We start from the raw sequence: 12,157 nt of genomic DNA on the forward strand, positions 1-12,157 counted from the left end.
CGGTCAGAACGCCTTGCGCAGGTCCACCCCGATATAGCGACCGGTCGGATCGATGCGGAACGGCTGGAAGGCATCGGGCACGACCCCGGTTTCATCCTCCACCCGGCGGCGCGCATCGAACACATTGTCGATGCGGAACGAGACGCGGAAGCCGTCCAGCCAGCCCTCCTCCTTCTTCAGCACCTGACCGAGATCGGCGAACACGCGGATGTCGAATGTTGCCAGATCGCCATAGAACAAGTCGCTCGATCCCGGCAGGCCGGAGCCGTTGAGGCGCGCTTCGCCGATGTAATTGCCCGACAGGCGCAAGCCGTATCCCTGCTTGAAGATGCCGCCTTCGAGCCGCGCGGTATGGCGCGGGATCGCGCCGCCCGCCAGGACGTCACCGTCGAGCTGGTCGAACAGCGGGCCGCCCTGCGACAGCAGCACTTCGTTTTCGAGCGTGATGTTGTGATTGAGGCTGAGGAAATAGCGCGCGCGGGTATCTTCGGGATTGCCGCCGAACATTCCGCCACCCCGGCGGCGACTGCCGCCACTGCTGCGGCCAGAACTTTCACCCGAAGCCTGCGCCCCTTCCGCCGAACACATGCGGGCGCGCAGCGCGGCCAGCTTTTCAGAGTGGATCTCGCCCGCCTCGTTCTTGAGGCGCGCCAGCATCTGTTCGGGCAGCCCTTCCAGATTGGGAGGATCGGCACAGATCGCCGTCCGCATGGCGGCGAAGCGTTCGCTGGTCTGTTCGGCCTGCTCCTCGCAGAAACGTGAGCGGGCCTGGGCGAGTTTCTCGGGGTCGGGATTGCCATCCGCATCGAGGAGGCGGGCGCGGAACGGTTCCGGAATTTGCGACAGGTCCGGCATCTCGCCTTCGGGCACGGTGCAGAACGCCTTGCGGATCGCTTCCATCCGCGCTGGATCCATCATCATGCCGCCGCCTTGACCACTGGCCTGCCCGCCGCCCTGGCCGCCGGACTGGCCGCTCGACTGGCCTGGCGCAGTTCGCGCGGGCGGACCCCCACGCGCTTCGCGCAGCTCGGGCGCCTTGCCGATCTCGCCGCGCGTGTTGATCCCGAAGGACAAAACCCGGCTACGCGTCTCGAACAGGGTCAGCGGCCGCCGGTCGATCGCCAGCAGGGTGCCGTCGCCATCGCGCTGCACCCGATCCGGGAACGCCTGCTCGAACGCCGCACCGAAGCCCGGCGTGGAGGTCACATCGCTCGACCGGTTGATGCCGTAATCGACATTGACGCGGGTGTTTTCCCAGAAGGGGAGCTCGTAATTGGCGCTGACCTTCCAGTCCTTCTGGGTTTCGGCGCGCAGGTTCGGATTGCCGCCCGTGATCAGCGTCACGAACTCGGTATCGCCGCGGGCATAATCGAACACCGGCACGTTGAATTCGTCGATCCGGGGGCTGCCCAACTCGGTCAGGCTCGGCGCGACTTCGCGGACGATCCGCGTCGCCGTGAGCGAAAGATTGTCGGTTGGCGACCAAGTCAGCCCCGCGCTCCAATTGGTGAGTGCGCCGAAATCGGACAGATCCTGGATCCCTGCGGTCAGATTGGCGCTCAGGCCGCCGATCGCCCCCAGGAACCCGTCGCGCTCGGCAATGGGGACCGACAGGTTCACGCCGCCATTCAGGCGCCTGCGCGTCAGTTCGAGATCGCTGTCGGCGCGGGTGTCGCTGCTCTCGATGCGTCTCCAGTCGAAACCGAGATCCAGCGTCGTCGTCACCTCGCCCGCAGGCAGTTCCAGCGGATTGCCGATGAAGGTCGCCTTGTTGACGAAGGACCAGGTGCGGCTGTCCGCCACATCGAAGCCCGTGCCGTCGCGTCGGTCGATCTGAGTCTGCCCGTCCGCCACCACCGCGTCCGCCGTGAAGGTCGATCGCCAATCGCCCAGAACGCCGCTCAGCGTACTGCCAAAGGATGCAGTGTCCGTATCGCTGCGGCGCTCGATAGGATCGATCGTTCCGGGCACGAGACCTGAAAGGCTCAGGCTTTCGCTGTGATTGAAGGTGCCATTGAGGCTCAGCGAAGCGCCGCTGTCCATGAAGGCGCGCACGTAATTCGCCGTCGCCTCGGCGCTCATGCTGTCGGCGATCAGACTGCGGAAGAAGGCCTCGTCCTCGCGCCCCTCGATCGTCAGGCCGCGCTCGCCTTCGGTCAGGAGGGTGGTGTCTTCGAATTCGACATTGAAATTGAGCCGCCCCTTCTCGCCGATACGCAGAAAAGTCGCTTCCTGCTCGTTGCGGGAGAACCCGCCGCGTGTCGGCTGGGCGTATTCGACCTCCGCCGTCACGGACTTGAAATTGGGCTTGAGGATAATGTTCACGACGCGCTGATCCGCAGAATAGCCAAAGCGCTGGGCCACTTCCTCGGGGAACACCTCGACTTTCTGGATCGCTTCGGGGGGATAGTTCGAAAACTCGCGAAAGCTCGAAACCCGGATACCGTTGATGAGGAATACCGGTCGCCCGCCTCCGCGCCCGCCGCGCGCGCCGCTCTCGGTCGCAGGCGCGATCGCTTCCAGCACGTCGGCGATGGAGCCCGCCCCGAAAGCGGCGATATCTTCCTCGCTGAATTCGGCGATCGGTGGCTGATCGACGTCGAGCTGTCCGCGCAGCCGGGTGCCGGTGACGACGATGGTGTTGGCCGCGTCAACCACCGGTTCGGCCTGCGGATCATCCTGCGCCCCGGCAGGTTCCTCGTCCTGGGACGGAGCCGTCTCATGCGCCATCACGGGCTGCGGCGCGGCGGCTGCGAGCGACGCGGCAACCAGAGCCAGGATCGAACCATGTGTCGTGAAGTGCAATGAACGAGCTTTCGAAAAAATTTGTCCGCCCCCCGGCGCCCAAGCCTGTTGCAGCATGCGGCGTGAACCGGCCATAACGAAAACAGCTTGCACTCGACGCCGGTCGAACCATATCGGCACTTGGTCGGACTTGCGCCGACCCTCTTCCCTTTTATGCCGCGCGCGGCTAAAGCGCGCGCCCAGCCGGGCAAGCGAGCGCGGCGCTTACGAACCCATCGGCTTTGCCCGAGATATTTCCCGAGACAAGGATACACATGGCCAAAGAAGAACTCCTCGAAATGCGCGGCCGGGTTGTGGAGTTGCTCCCGAACGCGATGTTCCGGGTAGAGCTCGAAAACGGTCACGAAGTGTTGGGCCACACCGCGGGCAAGATGCGCAAGAACCGCATTCGCGTGCTGGTGGGTGACGAAGTGCTGTGCGAATTGACGCCGTACGACCTCACCAAGGCGCGCATCACTTATCGCTTCATGCCGGGCCGTGGCGGTCCGGGCCCGCAATAAGTCGACACAGTCGGAGGCTCGTTCGATGAGCGCGCCGCGCCTGATTCTCGCTTCCGCCAGCCCGCGCCGCCGCGAATTGCTCGCGCGGCTGGGCGTGACGCCGGATGCGATCGCTCCCGCCGATATCGACGAAACGCCTGCCAAGGCGGAGCTTCCGCGCGACTATGCCAAACGCATGGCGCGCGAAAAGGCCGAGGCCGCTGCGAGCGAAGACGCCCATGTCCTTGCAGGCGACACGGTGGTCGCCGCCGGGCGCCGCATCCTTCCCAAGGCCGAAGACGAGGCAACCGCGCGGCGCTGCCTCGAGCTGCTTTCCGGTCGGCGCCACACGGTCCTTTCCGCCATCGCGCTGCGCGCCCCGGACGGCACGATCCGCGAACGGTTGAGCGAGACGGCGGTCAAGTTCAAGCGCCTCTCCGAAGAGGAGATTGCCGCCTATCTCGCAAGCGGAGAATGGGACGGGAAAGCCGGGGGTTACGCCATTCAGGGCGCGGCGGAAGGGCTCGTCTCGTGGTTGCAGGGCAGCCATTCGGGCGTCGTCGGCCTGCCGCTTTACGAAACGCGCGCCCTTCTCAGATCGGCGGGATTCCGGCTTGGCTGAGTGGCTGGTCGAAGAGGGATTCGGCGAAGAACGCGCGGTTCTTATCGACAAGGGCGAGATCGTTGCGGCGCGGCTGGTGTGGCCGGGTCGGCTGGCGGCTGGCCAAGTCGAGGATGCCGTGCTCGCTTCGCACCATCAGGGCAGCAGACGGGGAACGGTGCGCTTTTCGAGCGGCGAAGACGCGCTGGTCGATCGCTTGCCACGCGCCGCACAGGAAGGCGCGCCGATCCGTGTCGAAATAACCCGTGAAGCGCTGCGAGAGCGCGACCGGACCAAGCTCGCCCATGCGCGCCCCAGCGCATCCCCGCCCCGCCCCGCCCCCGGGCTGGTCGAGCAATTGCGCGGCGAAGGTTTCGAAGCCCGACCCGTGCGCCGCTTCGATGGGAGCGCGTGGGAGGATCTTTGGCTCGAAGCCTGGCAGGGCGCGACCGCATTCGACGGCGGCGAGCTCGCTTTCTTCGATACCAGCGCCATGACGCTGATCGACGTCGATGGCGCGGGCGATCCGCGCTCTCTGGCGCTGGCAGCGGTTCCGGCCATCGCCACCGTGTTAAGACGCTTCGACATTGGAGGATCGATCGGGGTCGATTTCCCGACGCTTGCCGCGAAAGCCGATCGCAAGGCCGTGGACGATGCGCTCGATCAAGCCCTTTCCGGCTGGCCGCACGAGCGCACCGCGATGAACGGGTTCGGTTTCGTCCAATTGGTCGCGCGTTTTGCCCGCCCGTCGCTGCTACAACGCATCCAGCGCGGGCGGACGGGCGCAGCGGCGCGTCTGGCATTGCGCCGCGCCGAGCGGGTCGAAGGGCCGGGCGTCACGCTGCTGACGGTCCATCCGGCCTTGAAGGCGAAGCTGCGCCCGGAATGGCTGGCCGAACTGGAGCGCCGCACCGGGCGACCGACACGGTTGGCGATCGAACCCGCACTTGCGCTCGAGGCTGCCGCCGCCCAGATCGTACCGCATGACTAACGCCGCCAAACCCTGCCCCATCTGCCGCAAGCCCAGGACGTCCGAACACGCGCCCTTCTGCTCCGAACGCTGCCGCGACCGCGATCTGGCACGCTGGTTCGGCGATGGCTATGCCGTGCCGGGGCGCCCTGCCCTGCCGGAAGAAATCGCCGCCGAGGTGACCGGCGGGCAAGACGACTGAATCGCGCGCCGAAAACCCCTTGCCAAGCTCTCGTGGCTTCGCCATAGGGCGGCGCTCCAACCGCTCGCCGGTTCCTTTCGAGGGCCGCCGCAAGAGTGCAAGCCTCGGTAGCTCAGTTGGTAGAGCACACGATTGAAAATCGTGGTGTCGGTGGTTCGAATCCGCCCCGAGGCACCATTTTCCCAATGAGGTCGCCCCCCGCATTTCGGCATCGCTTTGGCGATGAACGAACCTTGCAGCTTTGCGGAAACCAAGGCGGCCGCTGATTGGTTGATCGGACGAACCTCCCTTCTCCAACAGACAGGACGACCGATCCATGACCAAGATTCTGGTGCTCTATTATTCCTCCTACGGCCACACAGCGAAAATGGCGGAGGCGGTGGCCGAAGGCATTCGCGAAGGCGGTGCGGAGGCGGTTATCCGCCACGTCGCCGAAACCGCGCCGCAGGAGGTGGTGGAAAGCGCCGGCTTCCAGCAGATGGAAGGCCATACCTGCATCGGCGGTCCGGACGAGCTGACCGAGTATGACGGCATCGTCGTCGGTTCGCCCACGCGCTATGGCCGGATGACCAGCCAGATGGCCGCGTTCTGGGACCAGACCGGTGGCCTGTGGCAAAAGGGCGCGTTGATCGGCAAGGTCGGGGCCGCCTTCACCTCCACCGCCAGCCAGCATGGCGGGCAGGAGACGACTTTGTGGTCGATCCTCAACAATCTGCTCCACATGGGCATGACTGTTGTGGGTCTCGACTACGGCTTCCAAGATCAGATGGGCACGGACGAGGTAAAGGGCGGCGCGCCCTATGGCGCCACCACCATCGCCGGGGGCGACGGATCGCGCCAGCCTTCCGAGACCGATCTTGCCGGTGCCCACTATCTCGGCAAGCGCGTGGCGCAGACGGCCGCCAAGCTGGGCGCGTAAAAAGGATTACCCTTCGCCGCCATCGCTCGTTAGGCGGATCGCATGCATGAGACTGCCTCCGCATCGCTTTCCGCCTTCGACATGGCGGCGATCCTGGTGGTCGCCTCGGCCCTGCTGGGCTGGTTCAATCATCACTTTCTGAAGCTGCCGCACGTCATCGGCCTGACAGTGATGGGCGCGCTGGGCGCAATCGGGCTGATGGTGGCGAACACCGTCATCCCCGGCATCACGCTGGACGACACGGTGGCCCGCCTGCTCCAGCAGTTGAATTTCACCGATACGCTTTTGCAGGGCATGCTCAGCTTCCTGCTGTTTGCAGGCGCATTGCATGTCGATCTCGAACGCTTACGCAGCGCCTGGCTGCCGGTGCTGCTGCTCTCCACTGTCGGCGTGATCGTATCGACCGTGCTGGTCGGCCTTGCCGTATGGGGCGTCGGCCTCCTACTCGGCCTGTCGATCGCGCCGATCTGGTGTTTCGTCTTCGGCGCGCTGATCGCACCGACCGATCCGGTTTCCGTCCTCGGCGTGCTGAAGGAAGAAAACGTCCCCCTCTCGCTCCAGAGCGCGGTGGCGGGCGAGAGCCTGTTCAACGACGGCGTCGGCATCGTCGTCTTCACCATTCTGCTCGGCGCGGCGGTTACGGGCGCGGACTTCTCCCTTTCGGAAGGCGCGCGTCTGTTCGTGATCGAGGCGGGCGGCGGCGTTCTGGTCGGGCTCGCGGCAGGCTATGTCGGCTATCGTGCACTCGCAGGGATGGACGAATACGCGATCGAAGTGCTGATTACGCTCGCCGTGGTGATGGGCGGCTATGCCCTGTGCAGCGCGCTCCATATCTCGGGCCCTCTGGCCATGGCCGTCGCGGGGCTGCTGATCGGCAATCACGGCGTCACTTACGCGATGAGCGACGTGACCCGCGATTACGTCATCAAGTTCTGGGAGCTGGTGGACGAGCTCCTCAACTCCGTCCTGTTCCTGCTCATCGGGCTGGAACTGATCGCGCTGGTGCCGGGCGTCGACGAAGTCATCATGGCGATCGTCGCCATTCCCCTGACGCTGGCGGCACGGGCCGTGGCGGTCGCCAGCTCGACCAAGCTCATCCCCGCCGCTCGCCTCCAGCAACAGGGCGCCGCGCGCGTGCTGTGGTGGGGCGGCTTGCGCGGCGGCATCTCGATCGCGCTCGCCCTGTCGCTGCCCGCCGGGCCGGTGCGCGATCTCGTCCTTGCCGCCACCTTCGGCGCGGTGCTCTTCAGCGTGCTCGTCCAGCGCGCGACGCTCGGCAGGTTGATCGACCATCTCAAGGGCCAGCGCGCCGAAGCGGTGGAAGAGACCGACGGAAGCCCAACTGTGCGCGGGCATTGATTGCCTCCACCTGCCGGCTGATGTAAGGCAACCCGCTCTTGCCCCGGCACGCGATTCCACCGCGCCGGGGCGTCTTCTATTCGGCTTCCGGGGGTTTCCCAATATGGCACGTCGCCGCCAGATCTACGAAGGCAAGGCAAAGATCCTCTACGAAGGGCCAGAGCCTGGCACGATCATCCAGTATTTCAAGGATGACGCCACCGCCTTCAACGCCGAAAAGAAGGGCACGATCAACGGCAAGGGCGTGATCAACAACCGGGTGAGCGAATACGTCTTCACGCGCCTGTCCCATATCGGCGTGCCCACCCATTTCATCCGCCGCCTCAACATGCGCGAACAATTGGTGCGCCAGGTCGAGATCGTGCCGATCGAAGTCGTGGTCAGGAACGTGGCCGCCGGATCGATCTGCAAGCGGCTGGGCCTGGAAGAGGGCGAACCCCTGCCCCACACGCTGATCGAATATTATTTCAAGGACGATGCGCTGGGCGATCCCCTGATCGCGGAAGAGCATATCGCCTGCTTCAACTGGGCCTCGAACGAGGAGATGCAGGACATCTCCAGCATGGCGATCCGCATCAACGATTTCCTGTGCGGCATGTTCGCCGCGATCGATATCCGGCTGGTCGATTTCAAGCTCGAATTCGGACGCTTGTGGGATCAGGATTACAGCCGGATCATCCTGGCCGACGAGATTTCGCCCGATGGCTGCCGGTTGTGGGACATCAACACCGGCGAAAAGCTCGACAAGGACCGCTTCCGCCGCGATCTGGGCGGCGAGGAAGAGGCCTATCGCGAGGTCGCACGCCGCCTCGGCCTGTTGAAGGAAGAGGATAGCGGCCCGGGCGAAGTGTTCGACCTTTCCGCCCATCGCGGCCGCCTGCGGAGCGGGAAGCCCAAGAAAAAGGGCTGACCCTTCGACAGATCGGCGGGATACGGTTACCACGGGGCATGCCTATCCTGCGTCGCGCCGTGCTTCCTATCATCCTGCTGTCCTCACCCTTGGCCGCACAGGATGCTGCGGGGGAGAATGGCGTTGCGGAGGTGGCAGAGCCTGCCGCCGGTTGGAATCCGGCGCTGTGGGATCTTGCCGATAGCGAATTCGCGCCCGAAGCCGCCTGGCGCTTCGGGCAGCTCGACAATGGCCTTCGCTACATCATCCGCCGCAACGACCGGCCCGAAAATACGGCACTGGTCCGCATGGAGATCGCCGCCGGATCGCTGGACGAGCGCGAGGAAGAGCTCGGCTTCGCGCATTTCGTCGAACATATGGCGTTCAACGGATCGACCAATGTGCCCGAAGGCGAGATGGTCAAACTGCTCGAAAGACTGGGCCTCGCCTTCGGAGCGGACACGAACGCGTCGACCGGAATGGAGCGCACGCAGTATAAATTGGACCTGCCACGCGCCGATCCCGAACTGCTCGACACCGCGCTGATGCTGATGCGCGAAACGGCGGGCGAACTGACCTTCGACGAGGAAGCGGTGGCGCGCGAACGCGGGGTGATCCTGGCAGAGCGCCGCACGCGCAACACCTATGCGCTGCGCAATTCGATCGATTCGCTCGAATTCTTCTTCCCCGAATCGCGCGCGGCACAGCGCATACCGATCGGAACGGAGGAGACGCTGGCCGCAGCCGATGCCGCTGGCCTGCGCGCCTTCTGGGAACGCGAATACGTACCGAGCGACACGGTGCTGGTGGTTGTCGGTGATTTCGATCCCGATCTGGTCGAGGCCGCCATCACGGACCACTTCGCCGATTGGCAGGCGGCATCATCGCCCGACCAGCCTTCCGCCGGTCCAGTGGAGAGCGCGGATCGCGGGCGCGAGGCCATCTATCTCGACCCGGCGCTGACAGAGCAGGTCACGATCGGGCGCACCGGCGTATGGATTGACCGCCCCGACACCGAAACGAATCGGCGCGACACACTTTTGCGCGCGGTCGGCAACCGCATATTGGGCCGTCGTCTCCAACGGCTGCAACGAAGCGAAGACCCGCCCTTTCGCGGTGTTTCGGCAGCCACGTCGAATTTCTTCGAAGCGGCTCGCAGCACGCAGCTCATGGCGGCAAGCGAGGAAGGGCGATGGCCGCGCGCGATTGCAACGGTGATCGAGGAATATCGCCGCATGCTGGAACACGGGCCGACGGCGGGCGAGATCGCGGAGCAGACCGCCAATCTGCGCACCGCTTTCGACAATGCGCGGGCCAATGCGGCCACCCGCAGCAACGCGGCCTTCACCGCCGAAGCGTTCCGGATCGCGCGCGGCGAGAGCGTACCGACTGGCCCGGCGCAAGATTACGCGCTCTACGAGCGCTACGAATCCGAGATCACGCCCGAAGCTGTCCTCGCTGCGATGCGCGCCGATGCGATTGCGCTCGACGATCCCCTGATCCGTTTTTCGGGCCGGGTCGCGCCGGAAGGCGGGCTTGGCGCGGTGCGCGCAGCAGTCGATGCCGCTCTCCGAAAGCCCGTGTCCGCGCCGGCTGAGGGCGATGTCGGCCAATTCGCCTACACCGATTTCGGCCCGCCGGGCACAATCGTGGAGGATGAACGGATCCCCGATCTCGGCATCCGTACCCTACGCTTTGCGAACGGGACGATGCTCAATCTGAAGACCACCGACCTGTCGGACGATCGGGTGATGGTGCGCCTGACGCTCGACGGTGGCAAATTGCTGGAAAGCCGCGCCGAACCGCTCGCGGTCGAACTTACGCCGCTGCTGTCGGCAGGCGGGCTCGGGCGCCATAGCCGGGACGAATTGCAGTCGATCCTTGCCGGGCGTTCGGTCGGGGCCTCGTTCGGCGCGGGCGATGAAGTCTTCGTGAGCAACGCCACGACCACGCCCGGCGATCTGGAGCTGCAATTGCAGCTGATGGCCGCCTACCTCACCGATCCGGGCTATCGCGCCGAAGGATTGGGGCCGTGGAAACGGTCGCTGGACGATTTCTTCGCGCAGCTGGGGCGCACGCCGCAATCGGCCCTGTCCGAAGGGCTCGGCCCGATCCTGTCGGACAGCGATCCGCGCTTCACCCGCCAGCCGATCGAGGCCTATCGCGCGCTCGATTACGAAGTCTTGCGCGAAGCGATCGCGGACCGGCTCGAAAACGGCGCGCTCGAAATCGCGATGGTCGGCGATTTCGACGAGGAGGAAGCGATCCGTCTGGTGGCGCGGACCTTCGGCGCCTTGCCGCAGCGCGAGGCGCAATTCCGCCCCTACGATCAGGGACAGCGCCAGCGCAGCTTCACCGACCGGCGCGAGACTTTCACTCTCACTCATGGCGGCGAGCCGGATCAGGCGCTGCTCCGCTTCTACTGGCCGACCGCCGATCAAAGCGACTGGGAGCTGTCGAGCCGTCTCACCCTGCTGGCGCGAGTGGTCGATCTGGCCCTGACCGAGACATTGCGCGAGGAACTGGGCCAGACCTATTCCGCGCTGTCCGCCAGCAGCCAGTCCAACGCCTATACCGGCTACGGCACTTTCGGGATCGGGGCCGAGGTCGATGTGGCGCAGATCGCCGAAGCGCGCGCGGCCATGGTCGCGACGATCGAGCGGATCATTGCCGAAGGGCCGGACGAAGACACGCTCGAACGCGCGCGCCGCCCCCTGCTCGAAGGGCTCGCCAATCGCTTCAAGACCAATGGCGGCTGGATGGCATTCACCGCGCGCGCCCAGAGCGAGGAGGATCAGCGCGAGCGTATGCTGATGGCGCCCGAGCGACAGGAGGCGATCACCGCTGCCGAGCTTCAGGCGCTCGCCGCGCGCTATCTCGATCCGGCGCGGGCCGTCGTGATCGAGGTCTTGCCGGACGCGCCCGCATCCTGACGCCTTGCTCTTGTCCGCGCAGGGCGGCATAGGCGCGCTCGATCCCGACCATACGGCCAGACCCCACGAAAGGCAGGTCCTCCCGATGAAAGTCCGCATTCTCGTCAGTCTGAAACCCGGCGTGCTCGACCCGCAGGGCCGCGCCGTCCACCACGCGCTGGAAGGCATGGGCTTCGAAGGTGTCGATGATGTGCGCATCGGGCGCACGGTGGAACTCGACGTCGCCGATTCGACCAGCGACGAAGCGCTCGAGAAGATGTGCGAACAGCTGCTCGCCAACACCGTGATCGAGAATTATCGCATCGAAAGGCTCGGCTGATGAGCTGGCGCGCGGCGGTCGTCACCTTCCCCGGTTCCAATTGCGACCGCGACATGGCGGTCGCGCTCGAACGCGCGAGCGGCACGCCTGCGCTGCGCGTGTGGCATGGCGATAGCGACCTGCCAGAGCGGCTGGATTTCATCGCCCTGCCCGGCGGTTTTTCTTATGGCGATTATCTGCGCAGCGGCGCGATGGCCGCGAACAACCCGATCATGCGCGCGGTCAAGCGCGAGGCGGAGCGCGGCGTGCCGGTGCTGGGCGTGTGCAACGGTTTCCAGGTGATCGCGGAAGCGGGCCTGTTGCCGGGAGCGCTGATGCGCAATGCCGGGCAGACCTTTATCTGCCGCACCGCCGATCTGACGGTCGACAACACCGAATCGGTCTTCACGCGCGGCTACGAACAGGGCGCGTCGATCCGCATCCCGGTGGCCCATCACGACGGGAATTATTTCGCCGACGCGGACACTCTGGATCGCCTGGAAGGCGAAGGCCGCGTCGCGTTCCGCTATGGGGAAAACTACAACGGATCGCAGCGCGCGATCGCTGGTATTCTCAACGAGCGCGGCAATGTGCTCGGCATGATGCCCCACCCCGAACGCGCGGTCGATCCGGCGCATGGCGGGACCGACGGGCTGGTGCTGTTCGACAGTGCCGTGCGAGCGCTCGCCGAAGCCTGACGCG

11 protein-coding genes and 1 tRNA gene are annotated in these 12,157 nt (G+C 65.5%); 11 read left to right on the plus strand and 1 reads right to left on the minus strand.

Annotation, left to right across the window (positions count from 1 at the left end):
- Window positions 1–3: 3 nt before the first annotated feature.
- Entirely contained in the window at window positions 4–2,805 is a 2,802-nt protein-coding gene (locus tag J7347_RS06355) for a TonB-dependent receptor (protein ID WP_209161371.1), read from the minus strand.
- A 254-nt stretch (window positions 2,806–3,059) separates the two neighbouring features.
- Here J7347_RS06355 and infA point away from each other — a divergent pair, with 254 nt between their 5' ends.
- From infA to purQ, 11 genes are all read left to right on the plus strand, one after another.
- Window positions 3,060–3,305 carry a translation initiation factor IF-1 gene (infA, locus tag J7347_RS06360; RefSeq protein WP_007163491.1) on the plus strand — a complete coding sequence of 82 codons (246 nt, stop codon included), beginning with the start codon at window positions 3,060–3,062 and terminating at the stop codon, window positions 3,303–3,305.
- Between the two features lie 25 nt (window positions 3,306–3,330).
- Entirely contained in the window at window positions 3,331–3,906 is a 576-nt protein-coding gene (locus J7347_RS06365) for a nucleoside triphosphate pyrophosphatase (protein WP_209161372.1), read from the plus strand.
- Entirely contained in the window at window positions 3,899–4,876 is a 978-nt protein-coding gene (locus tag J7347_RS06370) for a ribonuclease (protein ID WP_209161373.1), read from the plus strand. The genes J7347_RS06365 and J7347_RS06370 overlap by 8 nt, the downstream gene beginning before the upstream one ends.
- A complete protein-coding gene (gene yacG / locus J7347_RS06375; protein ID WP_067682029.1) occupies window positions 4,869–5,057 on the plus strand; it encodes a DNA gyrase inhibitor YacG in 189 nt (62 codons plus the stop codon). Before J7347_RS06370 ends, yacG begins: the two co-directional genes overlap by 8 nt.
- A gap of 101 nt (window positions 5,058–5,158) precedes the next feature.
- Window positions 5,159–5,234, plus strand: a tRNA-Phe gene (locus J7347_RS06380).
- Between the two features lie 139 nt (window positions 5,235–5,373).
- Window positions 5,374–5,976, plus strand: a complete 603-nt coding sequence (gene wrbA, locus J7347_RS06385; protein WP_209161374.1) for an NAD(P)H:quinone oxidoreductase — start codon at window positions 5,374–5,376, stop codon at window positions 5,974–5,976.
- 42 nt (window positions 5,977–6,018) lie between these two features.
- Window positions 6,019–7,335, plus strand: a complete 1,317-nt coding sequence (locus tag J7347_RS06390; RefSeq protein WP_209161375.1) for a sodium:proton antiporter — start codon at window positions 6,019–6,021, stop codon at window positions 7,333–7,335.
- A gap of 103 nt (window positions 7,336–7,438) precedes the next feature.
- On the plus strand, window positions 7,439–8,245 hold the full coding sequence (purC, locus tag J7347_RS06395) for a phosphoribosylaminoimidazolesuccinocarboxamide synthase (RefSeq protein WP_067682038.1): 807 nt from the start codon (window positions 7,439–7,441) through the stop codon (window positions 8,243–8,245).
- A gap of 38 nt (window positions 8,246–8,283) precedes the next feature.
- The gene (locus J7347_RS06400; protein WP_209161376.1) at window positions 8,284–11,157 is read left to right on the plus strand and encodes an insulinase family protein; all 2,874 of its coding nucleotides are present in this window, start codon (window positions 8,284–8,286) and stop codon (window positions 11,155–11,157) included.
- 85 nt (window positions 11,158–11,242) lie between these two features.
- Window positions 11,243–11,476 (plus strand): phosphoribosylformylglycinamidine synthase subunit PurS, encoded by a 234-nt coding sequence (purS, locus tag J7347_RS06405; protein ID WP_067682044.1) that lies wholly within the window; start codon window positions 11,243–11,245, stop codon window positions 11,474–11,476.
- The gene (gene purQ, locus J7347_RS06410) at window positions 11,476–12,153 is read left to right on the plus strand and encodes a phosphoribosylformylglycinamidine synthase subunit PurQ (protein WP_209161377.1); all 678 of its coding nucleotides are present in this window, start codon (window positions 11,476–11,478) and stop codon (window positions 12,151–12,153) included. Before purS ends, purQ begins: the two co-directional genes overlap by 1 nt.
- Window positions 12,154–12,157 lie beyond the last annotated feature (4 nt).

Origin of the sequence: Erythrobacter sp. A6_0 (genome assembly GCF_017744235.1) — a bacterium.
Lineage (GTDB): Bacteria > Pseudomonadota > Alphaproteobacteria > Sphingomonadales > Sphingomonadaceae > Qipengyuania.

Excerpts from the sequence above, each read along its gene's own strand:
- infA (WP_007163491.1), top strand. The coding sequence starts at position 3,060 with ATGGCCAAAGAAGAACTCCTCGAAATGCGCGGCCGGGTTGTGGAGTTG.
- J7347_RS06365 (WP_209161372.1), top strand. The coding sequence starts at position 3,331 with ATGAGCGCGCCGCGCCTGATTCTCGCTTCCGCCAGCCCGCGCCGCCGC.
- yacG (WP_067682029.1), top strand. The coding sequence starts at position 4,869 with ATGACTAACGCCGCCAAACCCTGCCCCATCTGCCGCAAGCCCAGGACG.
- wrbA (WP_209161374.1), top strand. The coding sequence starts at position 5,374 with ATGACCAAGATTCTGGTGCTCTATTATTCCTCCTACGGCCACACAGCG.
- J7347_RS06390 (WP_209161375.1), top strand. The coding sequence starts at position 6,019 with ATGCATGAGACTGCCTCCGCATCGCTTTCCGCCTTCGACATGGCGGCG.
- purC (WP_067682038.1), top strand. The coding sequence starts at position 7,439 with ATGGCACGTCGCCGCCAGATCTACGAAGGCAAGGCAAAGATCCTCTAC.
- J7347_RS06400 (WP_209161376.1), top strand. The coding sequence starts at position 8,284 with ATGCCTATCCTGCGTCGCGCCGTGCTTCCTATCATCCTGCTGTCCTCA.
- purS (WP_067682044.1), top strand. The coding sequence starts at position 11,243 with ATGAAAGTCCGCATTCTCGTCAGTCTGAAACCCGGCGTGCTCGACCCG.
- purQ (WP_209161377.1), top strand. The coding sequence starts at position 11,476 with ATGAGCTGGCGCGCGGCGGTCGTCACCTTCCCCGGTTCCAATTGCGAC.